Source organism: Paenibacillus cellulosilyticus (assembly GCF_003182255.1).
Classification (GTDB): domain Bacteria; phylum Bacillota; class Bacilli; order Paenibacillales; family Paenibacillaceae; genus Paenibacillus_T; species Paenibacillus_T cellulosilyticus.
Genome location: NZ_QGTQ01000035.1, coordinates 40,982 through 63,694, shown reverse-complemented (window position 1 = coordinate 63,694; position 22,713 = coordinate 40,982). Strand labels below are relative to the sequence as shown.

Genomic DNA, 22,713 nt, shown 5'->3' with positions numbered 1-22,713 from the left:
GCATCTAGCGCGATTTGGATAAATATTAGCCCGATTTGTCAATGTTCTTGGGTAAGAGATGCATGCTAGTATGGGGAAAAGCCAGCGTTTTGAAAGGGGATACACAATTGTCGGCTAACAACCTGTTCTTTAATGCACATCATGCTCCGATCGGGGCATTCGCAAGCTTTACACTTGGATTTAAAGGGAAAAGCGGGGGCTTCGGCGTAGAGCTGGGCAAGCCTGCAGACCAGAATATTTATATCGGATTACAATCGCGCGACGGCAGCAAGTATGAGGCACTGCCTTTCTTCGAGGCGGTCGAGGATGCCAGCGCTCGTTATGATGTGGAGAAGTTTGATGAAAAGGGTAAGGAAGCGGGCATTGAAGTCGCAGATGGTGTTGTAATCCCGATCACGACAGTTTCTGCTCCAGCCCGCTCGGTTATCGTGCCTTTCGCAGACGAAGCGATCAAGCGTACATTCACGGCAGGAACAGACACGTGGCAGGCGGGTGACCTGACGTTCCGCCTCTATTCGCCGGTTCGCTCCGTACCGGAGCCGGGCAAGGGTGATGAGGCGCAGCTGAAGGAAGCGATCGTACCGGCTGTATTCGCTGAAGTGACAATCGATAACACGGCTGGTGAACAGGAGCGCAGAGCGTTTTTCGGTTACGAAGGCAACGATCCATACAGCTCCATGCGAATCCTCGACGGTGATTCGGCAAGCGGTCGCATTAACGGTGTCGGACAAGGACGTCTGACGGCTATCGCAACACGTGATGCGGATGTGACGCCGGCGCTTGGTTTTACGATGGAGAAGATATTAGATGTTGAGCTTGCTCATAACTATACATTTGGACTTGGCGGAACGGGCGCGCTGCTCATGCGAGTACCTGCTGGCGAGAAGCGGACATTCCAATTCGCGTTATGCTTCTACCGCGGCGGCATTGTGACGTCAGGCATCGACGCTTCCTATTATTATGCGAAGCTGTTCCGTAATATTGAATCGGTTGCAGCGTTCGCGCTTGATCGTTTCGACACGTTGACCGCAGCTTGTTATGAGGCGGATACTCGCTTGGAGCGCGCTTCGCAGCGACTTTCCGACGATCAAACGTTCATGCTGGCGCATGCGATCCACAGCTACTATGGCAGCACGCAGCTGCTGGACGCGGATGGCGAACCCATCTGGATCGTCAACGAAGGCGAATACCGAATGATGAACACGCTCGATTTGACGGCTGACCAACTGTTCTACGAGCTGATGCTGAACCCGTGGACGGTGCGCAATGAGCTGGAACTGTTCGTGAAACGATACAGCTATGTAGACAAGGTAAGGCTGCCGGGCGACGATCGCGAATATCCGGGCGGCATTGCCTTCACGCATGATATTGGCGTCGCGAACGTTTTCTCTCGTCCGCAGCATTCGGCGTATGAGCTGGCGGGCATTGACGACTGCTTCTCCTACATGAGCCACGAAGAGCTTGTGAACTGGCTCTGCTGCGCGCTTGTGTACGTGGAACAGACGAAAGACGAGGAGTTCGTAACTACGATGCTGCCTGTTGTCGAGCAGTGCTTCGAGAGTATGGTCAACCGTGACCACCCTGATGCAGAGAAGCGCAACGGCTTGATGGGCTTGGACAGCTCGCGTACGCAGGGCGGTGCGGAAATCTCAACGTATGACAGCTTGGATGTATCGCTTGGTCAGTCCCGTAACAACATCTACTTGGCGGGCAAATGCTGGGCAGCGTATGTGGGACTCGAAACGTTCTTCCTGCGCATGGGCAAGGAATCACTTGCAGCAGCAGCCATTGCACAAGCGGACAAGTGCGCGGCTTCCATTACGGCAGCGATGACGAAGGACGGCTACATCCCAGCAGTTATCGGGGAGAACAACGACTCCCGCATCATTCCGGCGATCGAAGGACTCGTGTTCCCGTATTTTACAGGCTGCTCAGAAGCGCTTGATCCGAACGGCCGATTCGCCGATTACTTGAGTGCGTTGAAGCAGCATTTGGAGACGGTGCTTGTACCAGGAACCTGCCTATTCGAGAACGGGGCTTGGAAGCTGTCGTCTACGAGCAATAACTCGTGGCTGAGCAAAATCTACCTTTCTCAGTTCATCGCGCGTGAAGTGCTGGGCATGTCGTGGGACGAACAGGGCAAGGCGGCAGATGCTGCGCATGTCGAGTGGCTGCTCCATCCGGAGCTGTCGTACTGGGCTTGGAGCGACCAGATTTTATCCGGCCATATTATTGGCAGCAAATATTACCCTCGCGGCGTAACCGCGATTTTGTGGCTGCTTGAAGCGCAAGGGAACGGCAAACAACTGGTGAGAGGCGGCGCATAAGGATGAGCACAATCGGATATGAGGCGTGGCTCCGTTACCCGCAGTTAACGGATGTGCTGCGAATAGAAGCAGTTAGCCGTTGGTCCGGCTGCATGATCGTAACGGAGGCGTCCGAAGTGATTGCGACTGCGGCTGCTGAGCTGAAGCGTGGACTCGAGCGTATGCTGGGCGTAACACTTGCTGCTCGTTCCTCGTGTGATAGCGGCAGCGGCTGCATTGCGATCGGCACATTCAGCGGAGGCAATGAGTCGATTGCGCGCGTCTTCGGAGACAGCGGCGCACAGCTTGATACGGGTGCTGAAGGGTTCGCGATTCGTACGGATGCGGAGAGCGGCATTATTGCGATCGGTGCCGAGCAGCCGGCAGGCGTGCTCTATGGCGTATTCCATCTATTAAGATTGATTGCGACGGGGGCATCGATCGACGAGCTGGACATCGTTGAGCGTCCAGTTAATACGATTCGGATGATCAATCAATGGGACAATATTGACGGCAGCGTGGAGCGCGGTTATGCGGGCCAGTCGATTTTTTATGAAAATAATACGATCAAATCCGACCTTACCCGCGTCGAAGATTACGCTCGTCTGCTTGCTTCATCGGGTCTCAATGCGATCGCGATTAACAATGTAAACGTGCATCATCATGAAACGTATTTCATTACGGAGCGGTTCCTGCCGGATATCGCTCGTATTGCGGGGATTTTCCGCCGTTATGCGATCAAGCTGTTCCTGAGCGTCAACTATGCCAGCCCAATCGAGACGGGGGAATTGACGACTGCAGATCCATTGGATGCGGATGTGAAGGCCTGGTGGAAAGCGAAGGCGGATGAGCTGTACAAGGTGATTCCGGACTTCGGCGGCTTCCTCGTGAAAGCCGATTCGGAGAATCGTCCAGGTCCGTTCACGTACGGACGCGATCATGCGGACGGCTCGAATATGCTGGCGGAGGCGCTGCTGCCGCACGGCGGACTCGTCATCTGGCGCTGCTTCGTCTACAACTGCAAGCAGGACTGGCGTGACCGCAAGACGGACCGGGCGCGCGCGGCGTACGATCATTTTAAGCCGCTGGATGGCCGGTTTATGGATAACGTTATTTTGCAAATTAAAAATGGTCCGATGGACTTCCAGGTGCGTGAGCCGGTTTCGCCGCTGTTCGGCGCACTCCCTGCAACCAACTGCATGATGGAGTTCCAGATTGCGCAGGAATATACGGGGCAGGCCCGCCATCTGTGCTATCTCGTGCCGCAGTGGAAAGAAGTGCTCGACTTCGACACGTATGCGAAGGGCGAAGGCTCGTATGTGAAGCAGGTTGTCGACGGCTCGATGTTCGGGTACAAGCATAGCGGCTTCGCAGCGGTGTCCAACATCGGAGATAATGCCAACTGGACGGGGCACCCGCTGACGCAGGCGAACCTGTATGGCTATGGCCGCCTCGCATGGAATCCAGAGCTGAGCGCGGCTGCGATCGCAGAGGAATGGACGCGTCTGACATTCGGCAGCGATGAGCATGTTGTTAGCACGGTTGTCAGCCTGCTGATGGGCTCGTGGAGCATCTATGAATCGTATACGGCGCCGCTTGGCGTAGGCTGGATGGTGAGCCCGAATCATCATTACGGTCCCGACGTGGATGGATACGAGTATTCGAAGTGGGGCACGTACCATTTCTCCGATTGCAAAGGAATGGGTGTTGACCGCACCTTGGCTACGGGAACGGGCTATGCAGGGCAGTATCGTGAGCCGAATGCATCGATCTATGGAACGCTCGAATCGTGCCCGGATGAGCTGCTGCTGTTTTTCCACCACGTTCCGTACACGCATGTGCTGCACTCGGGCAAAACGGTCATTCAGCATATTTATGATACGCATTTCGAAGGTGTGGAGCAGGCGGAACAGATGCTGCGCAGCTGGAACGAGCTGGAGGGGCGGATCGATACCGAGACGTTCAAGCTGGCTGGCGACCGGTTCGCGGAGCAGGCGGAGCATGCGAAGGAATGGCGCGATCGCATCAATACGTATTATCTTCGTAAATCCGGCATCAGCGATGCGCTGGATCGGACGATCTATTAAACGGACTAAGACCCCTCGGCCCATCGCTGGTCAGGGGTCTTGCTTGTTGTTTACAATATTTTAATGAATAGATGTGGTTTTGTATGGTTGTAGGCAACAAATGACAAAATCGCATAGCGTTTCCTTACAAATGGGCATAGCTCTCCTCTTACATTTCATCTATCTTGATGTTATTGTACAAACAAGCACATTTTGTTGAAAAAATGTTAGGCATCAAGGAACATCTCGTGATGACCAAGCTGTACACACGTAAGGAGGGAATGCCCTTGTATCAAGAGAGATTATCGCTTAGCAGCTGGAGTGTGCATCGATTGCTCGGATTGAGCCGCTGGACGGTGTGGGACGCGTCTACTTCAAGACCCGTCATCCATGAGGAAGAGGGAGACGCCGTTATTACGCTGCTGGATCTTCCACAAGCGGTTGCCGAGAGGGGATTCCGTTACTTGGAGCTGTGCCACTTTCACCTTCCAAAAGTAGAAGAGCCATATCTAGCGCAGTTGAGAGATGCGTTCCAGACTGCTGGCGTGACGCTTCATACGCTGCTTATTGACTATGGCGACCTGTCTTCGCCCGATCCGGTGAGACGTTCAGCGGATGAGCAGTTGATTGGTAGATGGATCGATATTGCGGAGAAGCTTGGAGCGGCGGCGGTTCGGGTCGTTGCCGGCGAGCAGCAGACGGGTGATGCTGTGGCGATTGCGCGCAGTGCGGCGTCCTTGCAGCGGCTGCTTCGTTATGGCGCAGAGCGTGGTGTGCAGGTTGTGACCGAAAATTTCCGCGAGCTGACGTCGACGCTGGCGAACTGGCAAGCAGTCATGGAGGCGGCGGGCAGCAGAATTCGCACGATCGTTGACTTCGGCAACATGCAGCCGGATGAGAAGGAAGCAGCTATCGCTTATGGTGCGCGCATCGCGCATTCGATACATGCGAAGCCCGTCTATCTGGCGGACGGTTCGTTCGACGAGGAGGAGCTGCGGCGGAACGTAGCGATTGCTTCGGCGAATGGGAGCGTGGCGCCGATCTCGGTTATTTTTGACCAGGATGGCGATGTGTGGGAGGGGATTCAGCGGATTGCAGATGCAATTGTGAGTTCTCATTGATTTCCTGCTGTCGGAATAGCGAGCGCTTGTTACAATAGTGGGATCGCGCTTTGCGCTATTACGACTACGACGAAATCTGGTGAACATCTTGTTAGGCATCAAAAAACTTTTTCCTTCGCTTGATCTTTCCTCTCTGCGCAAACTTCCGAGAGACGCGATTTCCTTCTTAGCTGCCAGCTTTGCCAATTCGGTTGGGATGGCGATCATGTGGCCGCTGACGACGTTCTATGTGCACAATGTGCTCGGGCAGTCGTATGGCGATGCCGGCATGGTCGTTTTCTTTCAGTCGCTGTTCAGCGTCTTCGGACAACTGGTAGGCGGGCAGCTCTATTACCGTGTCGGTCCGAAAAATATGATCGCCGGCTCCTTCGTCATCGCCTCGTTATTGTTATTGCTCATCGCAGCGACGGATAGTTGGCCGCTCTACATCGTCTGCCTCAGCTTGTTCGGCTTCGCGAATGGCGTGGCGATGCCGGCGATGAATGCCTATGTCGGCTTTCGCTGGAAGGAACATCGCCGCGAGCTGTACAACGTCATGTACGTGTGCAACAACTTCGGCGTATCGGTCGGCGCAGCTGTAGGCGGTTTGGTTGCAGCGGTGTCGTTCTCGCTCACGTATGCGCTGACCGGCGGGACGCTGCTGCTGTTTGCTATATTCCTATTCGTGTTCATTCGTGGGGCGGGTCGTGCGGATTCTGCGGAAAATGAATCGACAGCGGCTGCTTCCACTGCGACTTTAGCGGACAAGCATACTTACAATCGTAGAGCGCTGCTGCGGAACGTTAATCTGTACTTGTATCTCTCGCTCGGCTCGATGTTCTACTGGATCACGTTCCAGCAGTGGTCGACGGGCGTCGCTCCGTACATGGAGGAGAACGGGCTTGGCATGGATTTGTACAGCCTGCTCTGGACGGTAAACGGCATAGTCATTGTAATTGGACAGCCCATTACAAGCTGGTTGAAGCGGCGGAGGCTGGGGAATACGATCAGCAAGCAAATGCTGGTCAGCTCGCTGTTCACGCTGCTTGGGTGTTTGTTCATTTTCGCATTCCATGCGCATTATGTGTACCTGGTGATCGGCATGATTCTCGCGACATTCGGCGAAATGCTGCTGCTGCCCGCGATTCTAACCTATCTCTCGGAGCGGACAGGTGCCAATGCGCCGTTCTACATGGGCTTGAACGGCGGCTTGAGCAACGTCGGCCGGATGCTTGGGCCGCTTATGTTCGGCCACGCATTCGACTTATGGGGCGTTAACGCCGTGTTCCTGCTTGGCACGATCAGCGCACTCATCGCGCTGCTGCTGTTCTACACGCACCGCCACGTGAACCGCAAGCCGCAGCCGCAGGGCGACGGTACGTTGCGCCCGGCTGCGCGGTGAGTGGGGCAAAGCTGTGAGAGAGGTGCAGAGCTGCGCCTCTTTTTTGCGTTTGGCGCTGTGGATGTAGAGGGACATGGTGCAGAAATGCACCCCATGGGGCGCTGAGCGTCGCACTCGGGCCGCGTAGGTGCAAAAGTGCACCTACGGCGCGGCCAACCGGAGCAAACGGGTCGCGTAGGTGCAAAAGTGCACCAACGGCGAGGTGAGCCGGAGCAAGCGGGCTGCGTAGGTGCAAAAGTGCACCAACGGCACGGCCAGCCGTCGCAAACGGGCCGCGTAGGTGCAAAAGTGCACCTACGGCGCGGCCAACCGCAGCAAACGGGCCGTGTAGGTGCAAAAGTGCACCAACGGCGCGGCGAGCCGGAGCAAACGGGCCGCGTAGGTGCAGAATTGCACCTACAGCGCAGCGAGCCGGAGCAAACGGGCCTTGTAGGTGCAAAAGTGCACCAACGGAGCGGCCAGCCGGTGCAAACGGGCCGTGTAGGTGCAAAAGTGCAAGCCGGGGTAGCCACGCCAACAAGGTGCAGAAATGCACCATATGAGGCGCCGAGCGCCGCAGCCACGTCAACAAGGTGCAGAAATGCACCATATGAGGCGCCGAGCGCCGCAGACTGGCCAACGAAGTGCAGAAATGCACCATATGAGGCGCCGAGCGCCGCAGCCACGCCAACGAAGTGCACCAACGGCGCGGCGAGCCGGAGCAAACGGGCCGCGTAGGTGCAGAATTACACCTACGGCGCGGCGAGCCGGAGCAAACGGGCCTTGTAGGTGCAAAGGTGCACCTACGGCGCGGCCAACCGGAGCAAACGTGCAGTGTAGGTGCAAAAGTGCACCAACGGCGCGGCGAGCCGGAGCAAACGGGCCGCGTAGGTGCAGAATTGCACCTACGGCTCGGCCAACCGGAGCAAACGTGCATTGTAGGTGCAAAAGTGCACCAACGGCACGGCCAGCCGGAGCAAACGGGCCGCGTAGGTGCAAAAGTGCAAGCCGGGGTAGCCTCGCCAACGAGGTGCAGAATTGCACCATATGGAGCGCCGAGCGCCGCAGCCTCGCCAACGAGGTGCATAAATGCACCATATGGAGCGTCAATCGCCGCAGCCGCACCAACGAGGTGCAGAAATGCACCATATGAGGCGCCAAGCGCCGCAGCCTCGCCAACGAGGTGCAGAATTGCACCATATGGAGCGCTGAGCGCCGTATCCTCGCAACCGCCCTCAAGCCAATTGTGAAGCGCTAGCTATCACAATTGGCTTTTTGCTTGCAACTATTCACTGGACCTGTTCGTTTCTATATATATCCAATTTACCCGGTAGAGAGGGATCCCCCATGATAACTATTCCAGCCAACGCCAAAGCCAGACGCAACCTGCGCACGAGACGAATCGCAATCCTCCTCACACTCATCATGCTCATTACCATCATCGTACCGCTGCAATCGGCCGAGTCCGTAGTAGAAGCTGCAGCCAGTTCCGATCCCATCATTAGTCTCTTAAACACAACAAAAGCTTACATAGACAAAGCAAAGAAGCTTAACCTAGCAGGTGACCAAGAAGGCGCATACGTCAACGTGGCCAAAGGGGAGGCTAAGCTTCTCGAAGCACTGCGCTCCAAGGGAGCAACCGATCCGAAGTACGGCGCCAAATTCGCAACGAGCGGCTATATGACGAATACGGTGCTGCATCCGACCAATACAGGTGTGGAGTATGTTCGGACGTTCATGAGCGATATTCCGTGCGTCGAAGCGGGATGCCAAGGTGTGCCGATCAGCGCCATCATGATGTTCAAATTCACGGACGGATCCACAACAATCATTCGCTCGCACATCGTTCCTCTGCCGGGCGATAGCGGAGAGGTGGAACCTTTTTTCCTGCATGTGCTGAGTCAGTATGGACTATTCCGCACAACGTCTGGCGATATCATCATGTTAAGTGCACTAGGTAACTGGCGAGGTGGTGGATGGAGTCTCACGCTGCGAAATTTGAGTCATGGAGGACGCGCCGAGCCCTATACGACGCTCTTCAACAAGAGCGATCTGCCAGAGGCATTGCTGAAGCAGTGGAATAATGAGCAACGAGCGTTTCTAGGCTTATGCGAGGCAGCAATAAATTGCACAAAGGAGGAGTCCAATCAAACCGCGTTAAAAGCAATTGACGAGGACGCAGGCACCGTTACTTTTGGATCGAAATTAGTTCATCTACGCAATGTCGTCAAGGTGAAGTCGAGCACGGACCGGGTCAAATTAAGGGCATTCGTCAGCGGCATTGTAGATGAGGGGACATTCCCATCCATCGGAATACGACCAGGGGAACAAACTGCAGCGGCAACTCAATTAGGTGAGCCAACCAGCAAACGAAACAACATGCTGTACTATCTGGACGTTACCCTTCAAACCGATGCCATCGGCATGGTCAAACATATTTACTATTTACCTCGCACGGCTGGTCTGCAATCGGTGACCCTTGCATGGTTGGAGAAGCAGCTTGGAACAGCAGCAGTATGGAAGGACGGCAGCTACTCTGTAAGTGTCATTATTCGATCGAGATACAATCTGTCGCGGCTGTCCTTCACAGCACCAAGTCGGAGCAGTCGCGTTCAAACGATCGCCTTATCGGGAGCACTGGCAGACGAGATCCAAGGCTATGAACTAAGCGCCATAAGCGCACCATAAGGCTTCCTTTCCGCTAACAATCATTCAAATGCTCCACCGATGCAAAGCGCTCTATCCGAAACTGTCCGTCATCATATGTAATTTGCGTAATGGAACACTCTGGTACGAGTGTGCTTTGAACCGCAACGAATTCCGGATGCCAACGATTCAGTTCCATCTCATCAAAATAATGCACAAGGAAGTCGGTCAAGACGCCGCCATGCGTCACAATTACAACGCTGCTCCCATGTGGTGCGGCGTCTCCAATTTCCAGCAGAGCAGCAGCGAATCGTTCTCCAGCTTGCCTAGCCGAGTCGCCAGCAGGCGGAATGTAGGAGGGATCGCGTGTACACTGCTCCCACATCGCAATGAAAGCATCGAAGCTTTGCCCCGGCAGATCGCCCCAGTTCGCACGCTCGCGTAGACGATTATCTTCCACCACGACAGCAGCCTCCAGCCCCAGCGATAGCGCCATATACGCGGCTGTTTGTTTGGTTCTCAGCAGTGGACTGGCAACAATGGCATCAATCGTTTTCCCTTTGAAAAATCGTCCCGTCGCCTCGGCCTGCAGCCGCCCTTCAGCGGTTATAGCCACATCGCCGACATCCTTCTCCTTTAACGCATGACGAACCAAGTAGAACGTCCGCATAAAGCTCCTCCTCTAAGAGAGCGATTCCCACCGCGCCCACAGCTCCGGCGGATTAAGCTCATACGTTTCTTTGTCCCGAAACATGAATTGATGCATAATGAATTCCCGCCGGATCGTCGCAAAGTCGTCATTATACTGCTTGATGAATTCGTTGATTTCCTTCTCCGTATACGTACGCGATTTCTCCAGTCCGGACACGATATGCTCCAGCACGATCAGCTTCTTCTTCAACTGAGACGGAATCTGCTTCAGCTTGCCTTCCTTATCGGAAAAATTGCGAATAACGGATTCCTTCAGCCTCGTTAGCTCCGCATCCATTGGGTTCGTTTCGCCTCTTGCACTCGCCCCGCGATAAATAAACTCAGAAGCGGCAGTTGCGCTATTTTTCAGAAAATAATCATTAAGCGAGAAGTAGATCGTATTCTTCTCCCTGCGCTCATTAATCAGACTTGCTTCTCGCAGCTTCGCTGCGTGATGAGTGACGGTTGCGGGCGTGACGCCCAGCTTCTCCGCAAGCTCCAGTCCGTTCCGTTCGCCGTCTGCGAGCAGAACAAGCATCCGAAGCCGATTCGGATCCGCAAGCGCCTTATGATAGCTGACGATTTTGTCTAGCTGCATCTCCATTCACACTCCTTTACAATTTAACAACAATCTAATTAGATACTCGTTAAGGCGAAATATAAACGAAGCCCCGGGCAAAGTCAATACCCAGGGCGGCTCAGGGTGGCTCATCATATGCCTATTTTAGCGCACCTGGCTCGACACGCTCTTGATGATTGCTGCGATGCGCGCCTCACATGCTTCTATCGTTGCGAGCCGCTGCGCCGTTTCGTTCAATACGCTGCCCAGCGAGGTGAGCGAGCGAATCGCATTTTTGCTATCGCCGGTCCGAAGCGCATAGAGGAAGTCGCTCCATTCGGAAGACTTCTGTTTGTTGAGCTGCGTAATCGCTGACTTCTGCGGCGTGATTAGCTTCTCTTCCTTATCGATAGCTGCGAGCTGGTCACGCAGCCGCTTAATTGTAGCAGTTGCATCTGCTTTGGCCTGTTTCCATGCAGCGTCCACGTTTTTAATATCCGCCTTCGCTGCTTTGACCGAGATTTCAAGCAGATCGACCTGCAGCTGCATTGCTGCAATGAGTGTTTTGCTGCCGAGCTGCTTGGCTGCCTTCAAGGATGCGGCAGTGGCTGCGTACTTGTCGAACAGTGGCTGATAACCTTCTTTCGTCTGCTTGAGCTTGCGCTCCAGCTGTTCGATCTTTGCCTGATCAATGGCTTTGATCCGGCTGCGCAGTGCGGTTTCATCGGTATCGTTCTGTTTGCTCGTTGCCTTCAACTTCGTATCGCGTGCATTGTTCTGAGCCTGCACTTGTACGTAGGTGTTGTAGAGCGACTGGAGTTTAGCGCTGTCTGCGGCGGTAGCAGCCGCCTTCATTTTGTCGAATTGCTTTTGAGCAGTAGCAGACAACGTTTGTGCCGCAGCATGTGCTGATGGTGCAGGCAGCAGCGAGCACAACATGGCAAGGAGCAGTATCACTGGAGCTGTCAGTCGTCTACCGGCTGTACGGTTTGATGCTAGCATGATGTATAGACATCCTCCTAAACAATAGATTCATAGCGTCAATTCGGCATCCAACGCAAAAAAGCACCCTTCCAACCCGGCCAATGGCCAGGCTCGAAGGGTGCTTCCCTGCGATGAACTCACGAATTTGCATATGTGATTTCACTATACGTCGAGGTGTGAATAATTGTCAAGATAAGGAAGATGCTCGCGGTGATCATAAGTGTGATAAATCCCCATAATCAACAAATATAAGCACAAAAAAAGCACATTCACTGTGCAATTAAGGGAAAATGACATATTTAAAGCTAGGGTGCCGTTTCAGCACCTTATAATATTAGTATAAGTGACGTGACAATATGAGAAAACCTTTATCGAAGTAATTCGAGGATGAACGACCGCGTTTTGAGGTAAGTTTTATCGCCATTAAGAATTTATTTTTCTTTTAGACTCAGAAACTAAAAAATTCTTATGTGGTAAGTCTATCTCTTTCTAGCAAATTCCAATATGCTAATGCTTACCCCGGCCGGGGATAAGACTACGGAGGAGCGTGTCCGCGCAATGAGTAATTACGAATGGGACGATAAAATCGACTATTTAAGTCGAACGCGCGCATTGAATCATAATGATGATTATATGGAGTTTCTTGTGAAGTCGGTATGGCGGATTACGAAGCCTGTCCGGCTTATCGATTTCGGCTGCGGTTACGGTTATCTTGGGCTGAAGCTGCTGCCGCTGCTTCCCGAAGGGTCGACTTATACGGGCATCGATGCGGGGGAGAAGCTGCTCGATCATGCGAGAATGATTTTCCGCGGGCTGCCGTACGAAACGAATTTTATCGCTGGTGATCTGACCACGCTATCGTTCGAGCCGCAATATGATATTGCGATCAGTCACGCGTTCCTTATGCATATGCAAGACCCGCAAGCCGCGCTGCAGCGCATGATCGACAGCGTCGTAGACGGCGGCAAGGTTATTTGCATCGAATCAAATTGGGTGGCGTGCATGGCGGGCTATCAATTAGACGGTGTGAATCAATCGGAAATCGTAGATGTAGGACTGCTGCAGCGGCTATTTGAACGAGATACGATGATAGCCGGGAAGGATGGCAATATCGGCGCGAAGCTCCCTTTCTATATGAGCAAGCTCGGGTTAAGCCACATCGGGAGTCGCGTAAGCGATAAAGTGTGGTTCCTGAATCCGAATGGCGATACGAATGAGCATGCGCAGCTGCTTGCCACGGAGCGGACATATGGATTCGCTGTTTCACCGGGAGAGCGGGAGCCGTTCATTCAAGGACTGATCAGCCGCGGTTGTACAATAGAAGAAGCAAATCGGCAGTACGAGTATGAGCTTAGGCTCTCGCAAGCGATCGATTCCAACAGCTTCGTCACACACGCACCAGGCATGCGATTCACGTTTGGAACGGTAGATCGGAGCCTGTTATAATAAAATATTTTGTTTGACATTGGAAAAAAAGGAAGTCCCCTGTCGGATGCGGAATATATGAACAGCATGTGGTGAATGCGCTTGCTACCATCCTAATGATAGGGAGATCCCGGCATGATTGAGGCACCTCAGCAGTGGATTGTTGAAGCAGAAATCGAATGTTTACAGGAAGCGTTAGAGCGCGGGGATATTACGTCCGTGCAGCTTGTTCTGCTTTATTTGGAACGGATTCGCAACTATGACGGGCCGATCAATTCGATGCTGGAGCTGAATCCCGATGCGATTGAGATCGCACAACAACTGGATGAGGAAAGGCAGCGCACAGGCAGTAGGGGAAGGCTTCACGGTATTCCAATTGTGTTGAAGGACAACATCGATACGCACGACAAGATGCACACGAGTGCAGGCTCGATTGCATTAGCGCAATCTATTGCACCGGCTGATGCATACGTTGCTGCTCGGTTGCGGGAAGCAGGGGCGATCCTGCTTGGCAAAACGAACATGACGGAGTGGGCGAACGGGATGGCCGAGCCTATGTGGGCTGGCTACAGTTCGCGAGGCGGGCTGGTGCTGAATCCGTATGGGCCAGGCAATGTCTTCGTCGGCGGATCAAGCTCCGGCTCGGCAGCTGCGGTAGCGGCCAATTTCGCGGCTGCAGCATTAGGCACAGAAACGTCAGGTTCCATCGTCAATCCGTCGGGGTATAATTCCGTCGTTGGCATTAAGCCAACCGTCGGACTTGTGAGTCGAACCGGTCTTATTCCGCTGTCGCTGACGCAGGATACAGCAGGACCAATCGCGCGCACGGTGAAGGATGCGGCAATTGTGCTTAGCGTGCTGGCCGGGCAGGATGAGCAGGATGCAGCGACGCTGCGAAGTGAAGGACATCTTCATCCCGACTACACGGTGTTCCTGAACAAGGATGCGATGCAAGGTGTGCGAATTGGTGTGCCTCGGTACTACTGCGAAGGATTGGACGATGCTCCGCAGGATATATTGGAGGCAGCTATTCAGACCATTCAATCGCTTGGCGGGACGATTGTCGACAACGTCTCCGTACCTTGCGCAGGCATCGAGTGGGATAGAAATGTCGTACGTTACGAGTTCAAACGCGGATTGGACGATTACTTGGCGAAGCTTAATCCGAATGTACCGGTACATTCGCTGGCCGAGCTCATTGCTTTCAATGAGGACAATGCTGAACGCGCCTTGAAATATGGCCAGCGCGGATTGACCCGCTCTGAGGATACAACCGGCGTGCTAACGGATGAAGTATACGTAAACGGTCTTCAGTTTAATCGGCGAATGTCGCGCGAACAGGGTATCGATTACGCGCTGCAAGAGTACAAAGTAGACGCACTGCTGTTCCTTGGACATAACGGCTCGGAAATTGCGGCGCGCGCAGGCTATCCGCTCATCACGGTGCCTGGCGGCTATGCGAATGATGGACGCATGTCCAAAGCCGGCTACATAACGGATGGCCCATACGGTATCACGTTCGCAGGTACAGCGTTCAGTGAGCCGCTGCTCATCGGGCTCGCCTACAGCTTCGAGCAGGCGACGAAATATCGGTTCCCACCGAAGCTCGGGGACATAAATGAATAGAAACGCGAATAAGAGCTGCCGAGCATGACTCAGCCGCGCTTATTTCATTTAATCGGCTTCGAAGATTCAGTAAGTGTGGCTGAACCACACTTGCTGGAACGTGCAGCAGGAAACGCTCGGATAAGAGTAGTAAAAGCACGCTTACTGCGGCGCGCAGCAAGCCAATAAGCGGCTAGCAGCAGTTTAAGTGTAGAGGAGCCACACTTAAACCGCCGAACTAGCCGCTCGAAACACACTAAGAGTGGTTCAGCCGCACTTACTCACTACTACCGTCCGGAATTTCTTTCTATCCAACCATCGCCACGCAATCGCCGTATTACTACCGCGAATTTTCGCTATTAAACACGCGCAGGAACGACTTCGGAATATTCGATTCGAATCGCATCAGCTTGTCCGTAGCTGGGTGTAGAAACTCAATCGACTTGGCGTGCAGGCCGAGCCGGCCGATGGCGCGGGAGCGAGAGCCGTATTTTTTGTCGCCGGCAATCGGATGACCAATATCCTGCATGTGAACGCGGATCTGATTTTTACGGCCGGTTTCCAGCTGCACCTCAAGCAGGGAGAAGGCGCGGCTTGTCTGCAGCGTCTTATAGTGAGTGACGGCATGCAGGCCATCGCCCTGACGATGGCTCGAGTACATCTTCAACGTGCTGCTCTCCTTCAGCCAAGATGTGATCGTGCCGCTCGGCTTCCGAACTAGACCATCGACAAGCGCGATATAGGCCCGTTCTTTGACCCGCTCCTGCCATTCGTTCTGCAGCGTTTGCTGTGCAGCCTCGTTCTTCGCGAACATCATAATGCCGGACGTATCGCGATCAAGTCGATGCACGATGAAGATACGTCCCTTCGGATCTTGGCTGCGGACATGCGCCATTAGTTGGCGATAAGCAGTAACCTCATTCTCGTTGTCTTTGTCCGCTGAGATTGACAGCAGTCCTGCATCCTTCACGACGATGATAAGATCATCATCCTCATGGACGATCGTAAGTCCTGCGAGCGGTGGACGCTCCACGATCCGCTCTTTGCTGACCTCAACTTTATCGCCGGCTTTGAGCTCATGATTGTAGACGGTCACAGACTTTCCGTTTACTGAGATTTGGCCGCGTGCGAGCATGGACTTGATCGCGTTGCGTCCGCTGCCAGCTACAGCCTCAAGAAGGAAAGGAAGCAGCGTCGTCGCTTCTTTCACCTCGTAGGCACGAGATACTGGCTTCGCTGCCTGTGCACCAGAAGCAGCGGGGGCTCCAGTGGTTGGTTTACCTTGTGTTTTCTTCCCGCCCTGCGGCGGCTTCGCGCTTCCACCGCGGCTGTCGCTGCGGCGATTGGGCCCCCCCGGAGATGCAGCGAATGGACGCTTCGCGGGACGTTGACGGTTGTTCATTTTGACAAAAATCCTCCTATGAAGATTACACGTTTGATAGACGGTATCGTTCTTTTTTATCCAGTATACCAAAATGCAATACAAACGGGCCAATAAGGATGGGCGCCAAGCGGCTCCTCGGCAGATATAATAGAAACCAGTACACCAAATTGAACAGGGTGTCGTAAGCTGAAGGGCATGGACTTGTTTTATTGATTTAAATTGTTTTTTTTTCTCCTGGAATGCAAACGTTTGCGCAAATGACCAAGCTTCGATGAGACGGTGTTCAGTCACGCCAAGGAGGCCATCCTCGCCATCATCACCGACTTTAGTCGAGCTGCTTCCTTATCCTTAAGTTGGTGGGTACTCAAGGTGAAATGTGCTACAATATCGGAAAACAGACAGAGAAATCGGCAGCAAAACGTATACCCAAGCAGCGCATACGTATGCCGATGTGACCCGATAGGAGGCATAATCATATGAGTACATACAAGCTGGTAGCACTGGACATGGACGGCACAACGTTGAACGATAGGCATGAGGTTAGCGAACCGACGGCCTATTGGATCAAGAGGGCAATGGAAGCGGGCGTTACGGTCTGCTTCTCGACGGGCAGAGGATACCGCGAGGTGCTTTCTTATACGGAGCAGCTAGGCATGATGCATGTGCCAATGGTGACGGTCAATGGCGGAGAAATTTGGAGTCGGCCGCATGTGCTGCACAAGCGTGAACTGCTTGATCCGGGCACCATTCGCAACCTGCATAAGCTGGCGCAGAAGTATGATGTATGGTTCTGGGCGTATACAACCAATGGCGAGGTCTTTAACAAGGAGAAATGGCTTGTACCTGCAGATGCCTATGCGGCACATCACTGGCTCAAGTTCGGCTGTAATACAGAAGACGACGCGGTGCGCGAGGCGATTCTTCAGGAGGCAAGCAGCTGGGGGAACCTCGAAATTACGAACTCATCCCCGTGGAATCTGGAGATGAATCCATTTGGCGTATCGAAGGCGTCAGCACTGCGAGAGCTGTGCAGCATGCTTGGCATCGAGATGTCGCAGACTGTTGCGGTTGGAGACAGCCTCAATGATATTGCCGCCATTCGCGAAGCGGGCCTTGGTGTCGCAATGGACAATGCGCAGGATGAAGTGAAGCGGGCGGCGGATGTCGTCACGTTCTCGAATAACGAGCATGGCGTCGCCGAGGTGCTGCGCAAATATGTTCTGAAGGCTGAGGTGCCGCTATGGTCCTAGAGACAATCGGCTGGATTATTGTCATTGCGCTGTTCCTGGTGGGTATGGCGGGTGCGGTTTTTCCTATTTTGCCGGGCGTTGTTGCGATCTATGTTGCCTTCTTCGTATATGGACTGTGCATGAGCTTCTCGCCGTTTGGCTTCTGGTTCTGGACCATCCAGACGATTATCCTCGTCGTGTTGTTTGTAGCCGATTATGCGGTCAATGCATGGGGGATCAAGAAATTCGGCGGTTCACGAGCATCCGTCGTCGGCGGTACGATTGGCGTCATTATTGGCCCATTCGTCATCCCGGCATTCGGTCTTATTCTCGGTCCATTCCTTGGCGCATTGCTCGGTGAGCTGTATGCGGGGTCCGATATGAATAAGTCGCTTAAGGTTGGTTACGGCTCCGTCGTCGGATTGTTCACCAGCACCGTCGTTAAGTTTATCCTTCAGCTGATCATGATCGTCCTGTTCTTCATTTGGCTCATTTAACCGATAACGAAGAGGAGTGTTGACATAATGGTCAAAGTAACGGTATGGAATGAATATTTGCATGAGCATATTCACGAGGAAGTACGTAATGTTTATCCGGAAGGCATTCACCAAGCACTTGCTAAGGGCATTCAGAATGAATCGATCGAGGTTCAGACAGCTACATTGGAACAGCCCGAGCATGGTCTGACGCAAGAAGTGCTTGCGAACACGGACGTATTAATCTGGTGGGGCCACATGGGACATGATCGCGTAGAGGACTACATCGTTGAACGTGTGCACCAGCGTGTTATGGAAGGCATGGGACTGATCGTCCTGCACTCCGGTCACTTCTCGAAGATCTTCAAGAAGCTGATGGGCACGGGCTGCGACCTGAAATGGCGCGAAGCGGGCGAGAAGGAACGCATCTGGGTCGTCAATCCGGCGCATCCAATCGCAGCAGGCTTGCCAGAGTACATTACGTTGGAGCATGAGGAAATGTACGGCGAGCACTTCGATATTCCAGCGCCAGACGAGCTCGTGTTCGTCAGCTGGTTCGAGGGCGGCGAAGTATTCCGGAGCGGCTGCACGTTCTATCGCGGTCAGGGCAAAATCTTCTACTTCCGTCCAGGTCACGAGACGTATCCGACGTATTACAACCCAGAAGTGCTGCAAGTCATTCGCAACGCGGTACAGTGGGCAGCGCCTTCGCGTGCTGCGGCGCCGGTACGCGGCAACCATCAACCGCTTGAACCGATCGGCGGCAAGGCGTAAAATAAAATAACGGTTATTTACATGCAGAAGCAGACGGCACTGTTCGTTCTTGAGCTTCCGGCGTTCAATGCCGGGGCTTTGGGACGGCAGTGCCGTTGCTGCGTTTACGCATGTTTATGCAATGAGGGAGAGGAAGAAAGCTGACGTTATGCTTAAGAAGGAATCATTAATTAAAGGGACGATCATTCTAGCTGCGGCCGCGTTGGTCGCACGTGTGCTCGGCATCTTCCAACGGGTCCCGCTCGATTACATGATGGGGACAGGCGGCGGCGCAGCACTTGGTCTTGCTAACACGATGTACATGTGGCTGCTCGTTATCGCAACGGGCGGTATCCCGAGTGCAATCAGCAAGATGGTGTCCGAGCGGCATGCACTCGGCAAAGCAGGTGAAGCGCAGCGGATCTATAAAGCGGCGCTTCTGTTCGGCGTCATCACCGGTGCTGCAATGGCGCTTTTGTTGTACGTCATTGCGCCATGGTACACGGAGCATGTGGCCAAGCTTCCACTGGCAGATGCATCGATTCAGGCGATTGCGCCTGCACTGCTGCTGTTCCCGACGATTGCCATGATGCGTGGTTATTTCCAAGGCCGGCAGCTCATGTCGGCGGGCGGCATTTCGCAAATCATTGAACAAATTCTGCGCGTACTGGTTGGCGTAGGTCTCGCGATTGCTGTTGTGTCAGCAGGCTGGGGAGACCGTTGGATCGCGGCGGCTGCATCTTTCGGCAGCTTCGTTGGCGGCATCGGCGCTTTGTGCGTGATGATCTGGTATGGCCGTAAGCTTGGCAGACAGGATGCAGAGGAAGTTCGTGCAGGACGTCTGCGATTTGAACGCTCGAACCTGCCGTTCAAATCGATTTACAAAGAAATCTTCATGATGTCGCTGCCGATTGTCGTGACGGCAATGACGGTTAACTTGGTCTATATGTTCGACAACACGTTCCTAATCCGCTTGAGCGGAAGCTTCTATTTAACAGAGGAAGCGGCACAACGTGCACTGGATGCGTTCGGTCTGAAAGCAACTTCCATTGCTGGCATTCCGCCGATTCTAGCCATTGCACTTAGCTCATCCATTATTCCGATTATTTCAACGGCCTTCGCGAAACGGGACATGAACGAGGTGCAGCGTCAGTCTTCGCTCGTTATGCGAATCGTCGTCTTCACTGGCGTGCCTGCCGCACTAATCTTGTCGGTTGCCGCATATTCGGTAACAGGACTCATATTTAAAACGGCAGAAGGCAGCGGAATCGTCGCGGCATTGACAGCCGGAACGATATTCCAGATTTCAATGATGACGAGCAACTCGATTCTATACGGCTTCGGTAAGGCTAGAACGCCCATGTATAACACGCTTATCGGTCTTGCTGTTAAGCTGGTTGGCAGCATTGCGCTTGCTCCATTCATGGGCTTGTACGGCTTTATCGTTGCGTCGACGTTGTGCTTCGTGATTGTGACGCTGCTCAATCTTCGTTCGATTCGTCAGATCGTACCGCTTCAGACGCTTGGCGGACGTTGGATTGGTTATTTGATTACCGTAATCGTAACAGCTGCTGCTGGATACGGTGTTGAATACGGCGTACGAGCACTGCTGCTCGATGCCATGCCGGACAAAATCGTCTACTTCCTCGGCTGCTGCGCTGCCGGCGCAGCTGCAGGCGTTCTGTATGTCGTGCTGCTCGTGCTGCTGCGCGTCGTAACGCCAGCGGATGTGCGCTCGTTCCCAGGACCGCTGCGCAAGCTGTTCGGTCCGCTCATGCGGCTGGCCCCTTCGGCTCAGCGGGGTTAATCAGGGCAGGGCTATAGATTCATAGAAAGGTGGAGGTCCCATTGGGCCTCCATTTTTTTATGCGGATTTAATCCTTAACAAAGGTTGAATGTATAAAAATTTAAAGAAACATAGGAAATATGCAGGAAAAATGTTGAAAAACATCGAATTGTGCGTAGGTCTAAGGAATTAGTTCCCAATATGGGCTTATATATAGGAGGTTATGATGATGGTGCAGTCAACACGAATCGGCTGCCGGAAATTTATAAAGTATTTTTGCAGAACAAACGTCAACCCTTTGCGTTCACGTATACGCTTTAGACGAGATCTTATTTATTTATCCATTTAGAAGATTTAATGAAACGACCTCGTTTTCATTCAGGAAAACGGGGTTTTCTTTATGTTGTTGTTATGTTGTTGAGAAAAAAATCGTATTTACTCGGTTAGAATGATTGGGCTTTTTGTATTTATTGTGTATAGTATTCCTGTTGTACATTTGATGCTTTATGCTTATTGCTATGATTGGGAGGATACAGCTGTGAGGAACTGGCTAGGAAGGTTGAACACGCTCCGCAATCAAATTTTTATTGGGTTCATGCTCGTTATGGTTATTGTGCTGGCGTCAGCCGGATTATTTACCTATGATCAAGTATCCGTGCTGCTGCGCAACAATGCGGAGAAGCACATTCAACAAACAGCGGTGCAGGCATCCGGCAAGCTGGACGAGCTGCTGCGTCAGATTGAGACATTCACCGCGCAGGTCGCGACGAATGCGACGATCCAACGGCTGATGACGAAGGAGCTGTCGGGGAAACGGATCAGCTTCGAGGAGCGGCAGTTGATGCAGCAGGAGGTACGCAAACAAGAGGCGTATTCGACGGGGATACGTTCGATCGAGCTGTACACGAATGATTATCGGATGTTGTTCCCGCTAACGGATGTGGGGCTGCTTGACCGTGTATCGCCGGATTGGATCGGCCGGGCGAATCGCGCCAAGGGTCAGCTTGTCTGGTACGGCATTGATCCGAGTTATCCTAACGTCCTCGTTGCGATGCGGCAGGTTCGACTCATTGACCAATCGTTCACAGCTTCGGGGTATTTAATGGTGCAGGTTGACAGAAAATATTTCGAGCTGACGGATACGGACGCAGAGTTCAGCGGAACCGATGACATGCGTGAAGCAATGGGACTTATTGATGATAAAGGGCAGGTCATTACGTCTGACTTCACCTCAGATGTCGATGTTGAATCGATTTTGCTGCAGAATCAATCCTCCGTCGAGATGAAGGGAAACTCATACATTGCCGTGCAGAAGCGGTCTGAACTGACCGGCTGGCGCATTCTGATTTTGACGCCGACGGAGTATGCGACGGAAGGCATCTCGGTCTTGCGAACGGCTGTTATAGTGTCAGGCGCAGTGGGAGGCTTGCTGTTCCTCGTTCTCACCTTTATTTTGTCGATCATGATCACTCGTCCGATTCTCCGGCTCATCCGCGCGATGAGGGGGGCTAGATTCGGAACACTCAAGCCGATTCCGGTCACGTCGTCGACGATGGAGATCAACGAGTTGAACAATACCTACAACCAGATGGTCGTCTCGCTGAACGAGATGATCGAGGTCGTCTACCAGAAAGAAATCATTCAGAGCAAGGCTGAGCTGAAGGCGTTGCAGGCGCAGATTAATCCGCATTTTCTGTTTAATACGCTGGAAGCATTCTATTGGGCGCTGGAAGACAAGGACGAAGAAGAGCTGGCGCAGCTGGTCGTTGCGATGTCTGGCCTATTCCGATACGTGATCTCACGCCCGGATGAAGATGAGTGGGTGACACTGGGGGATGAATTGGACCATGCGGAACGTTACCTCAAGCTGATGGTCATGCGGATGATGGATCGGCTGTCTTGGTCGATTGAGGTGGACGAGTCGTACCGACGGGTGCCGATTCCGAAGCTGCTTATTCAGCCATTGGTAGAGAACGCGATTTTGCACGGTGTCGAACAGCGTCTAGGACCAGGTGAAGTTACGCTGCGAGTAGGTGCGTCAACCCGTGAGGGCTTTACCCGAGTTGAAGTTATCGATAACGGTCCTGGCATGGATGTCGATAAAATTCATTCGTTGTATGCGGCAATGGAGCAGGGGAGAAACCAAACGTCGACCAAGGGAAGCGGCGTGGGAATCGCAAACGTGCAGCAGCGGCTGCGGCTCAACTATGAGTCGGCGACGGAAGGCTTGGAAATCCGAAGCGAGGTCGGACAAGGGACGACGATGGCCTTTGAGATACCAGATGATATATGGGCTTTAAAATGATTGGGATGAACGGAGTGG

The 22,713-nt window shown here is 53.3% G+C and carries 18 protein-coding genes; 14 read left to right on the top strand and 4 right to left on the bottom strand.

The window, feature by feature from the left end:
* Window positions 1-107: 107 nt before the first annotated feature.
* From DFQ01_RS27150 to DFQ01_RS27125, 7 genes are all read left to right on the top strand, one after another.
* A complete protein-coding gene (locus tag DFQ01_RS27150; protein WP_110047080.1) occupies window positions 108-2,327 on the top strand; it encodes a glycoside hydrolase family 52 protein in 2,220 nt (739 codons plus the stop codon).
* Window positions 2,328-2,329: 2 nt separating this feature from the next.
* A complete protein-coding gene (locus tag DFQ01_RS27145; protein ID WP_110047079.1) occupies window positions 2,330-4,393 on the top strand; it encodes an alpha-glucuronidase family glycosyl hydrolase in 2,064 nt (687 codons plus the stop codon).
* Window positions 4,394-4,659: 266 nt separating this feature from the next.
* A complete protein-coding gene (locus DFQ01_RS27140; RefSeq protein WP_174812801.1) occupies window positions 4,660-5,493 on the top strand; it encodes a sugar phosphate isomerase/epimerase family protein in 834 nt (277 codons plus the stop codon).
* Between the two features lie 79 nt (window positions 5,494-5,572).
* Window positions 5,573-6,874: an MFS transporter gene (locus DFQ01_RS27135; protein ID WP_245946903.1), complete on the top strand. Its 1,302-nt coding sequence runs from the start codon at window positions 5,573-5,575 to the stop codon at window positions 6,872-6,874.
* Between the two features lie 186 nt (window positions 6,875-7,060).
* Entirely contained in the window at window positions 7,061-7,591 is a 531-nt protein-coding gene (locus DFQ01_RS27130) for a hypothetical protein (protein WP_174812800.1), read from the top strand.
* Window positions 7,549-8,103, top strand: a complete 555-nt coding sequence (locus DFQ01_RS30915) for a hypothetical protein (RefSeq protein WP_146216931.1) — start codon at window positions 7,549-7,551, stop codon at window positions 8,101-8,103. The genes DFQ01_RS27130 and DFQ01_RS30915 overlap by 43 nt, the downstream gene beginning before the upstream one ends.
* A 97-nt stretch (window positions 8,104-8,200) precedes the next feature.
* Complete coding sequence (locus DFQ01_RS27125; protein WP_110047076.1) at window positions 8,201-9,541, top strand: hypothetical protein; 1,341 nt, start codon at window positions 8,201-8,203, stop codon at window positions 9,539-9,541.
* 13 nt (window positions 9,542-9,554) lie between these two features.
* Here DFQ01_RS27125 and DFQ01_RS27120 read toward each other — a convergent pair whose 3' ends face one another.
* The 3 genes from DFQ01_RS27120 to DFQ01_RS27110 form a co-directional block, all read right to left on the bottom strand.
* Window positions 9,555-10,169: a histidine phosphatase family protein gene (locus DFQ01_RS27120; RefSeq protein WP_110047075.1), complete on the bottom strand. Its 615-nt coding sequence runs from the start codon at window positions 10,167-10,169 to the stop codon at window positions 9,555-9,557.
* A gap of 12 nt (window positions 10,170-10,181) precedes the next feature.
* Entirely contained in the window at window positions 10,182-10,787 is a 606-nt protein-coding gene (locus DFQ01_RS27115) for a DUF2087 domain-containing protein (RefSeq protein ID WP_110047074.1), read from the bottom strand.
* A gap of 126 nt (window positions 10,788-10,913) precedes the next feature.
* Entirely contained in the window at window positions 10,914-11,750 is an 837-nt protein-coding gene (locus tag DFQ01_RS27110) for a hypothetical protein (RefSeq protein WP_110047073.1), read from the bottom strand.
* Window positions 11,751-12,290: 540 nt separating this feature from the next.
* Between DFQ01_RS27110 and DFQ01_RS27105 the strand changes: the two genes are divergently transcribed.
* On the top strand, window positions 12,291-13,178 hold the full coding sequence (locus DFQ01_RS27105) for a class I SAM-dependent methyltransferase (RefSeq protein ID WP_110047072.1): 888 nt from the start codon (window positions 12,291-12,293) through the stop codon (window positions 13,176-13,178).
* A gap of 114 nt (window positions 13,179-13,292) precedes the next feature.
* Entirely contained in the window at window positions 13,293-14,783 is a 1,491-nt protein-coding gene (locus DFQ01_RS27100; RefSeq protein ID WP_110047071.1) for an amidase family protein, read from the top strand.
* 319 nt (window positions 14,784-15,102) lie between these two features.
* Here DFQ01_RS27100 and DFQ01_RS27095 read toward each other — a convergent pair whose 3' ends face one another.
* Window positions 15,103-16,164, bottom strand: coding sequence for an RluA family pseudouridine synthase (locus DFQ01_RS27095; RefSeq protein ID WP_110047070.1), 1,062 nt, complete (start codon window positions 16,162-16,164; stop codon window positions 15,103-15,105).
* A gap of 458 nt (window positions 16,165-16,622) precedes the next feature.
* Between DFQ01_RS27095 and DFQ01_RS27090 the strand changes: the two genes are divergently transcribed.
* From DFQ01_RS27090 to DFQ01_RS27070, 5 genes are all read left to right on the top strand, one after another.
* Entirely contained in the window at window positions 16,623-17,396 is a 774-nt protein-coding gene (locus tag DFQ01_RS27090) for a Cof-type HAD-IIB family hydrolase (RefSeq protein ID WP_110047069.1), read from the top strand.
* Entirely contained in the window at window positions 17,387-17,872 is a 486-nt protein-coding gene (locus DFQ01_RS27085) for a DUF456 domain-containing protein (protein WP_110047068.1), read from the top strand. Before DFQ01_RS27090 ends, DFQ01_RS27085 begins: the two co-directional genes overlap by 10 nt.
* 27 nt (window positions 17,873-17,899) lie before the next feature.
* Entirely contained in the window at window positions 17,900-18,625 is a 726-nt protein-coding gene (locus DFQ01_RS27080) for a ThuA domain-containing protein (RefSeq protein ID WP_110047067.1), read from the top strand.
* A gap of 148 nt (window positions 18,626-18,773) precedes the next feature.
* On the top strand, window positions 18,774-20,411 hold the full coding sequence (locus DFQ01_RS27075; protein ID WP_110047086.1) for a putative polysaccharide biosynthesis protein: 1,638 nt from the start codon (window positions 18,774-18,776) through the stop codon (window positions 20,409-20,411).
* 574 nt (window positions 20,412-20,985) lie between these two features.
* Window positions 20,986-22,695 carry a cache domain-containing sensor histidine kinase gene (locus DFQ01_RS27070; protein WP_245946904.1) on the top strand — a complete coding sequence of 570 codons (1,710 nt, stop codon included), beginning with the start codon at window positions 20,986-20,988 and terminating at the stop codon, window positions 22,693-22,695.
* Window positions 22,696-22,713: the final 18 nt, after the last annotated feature.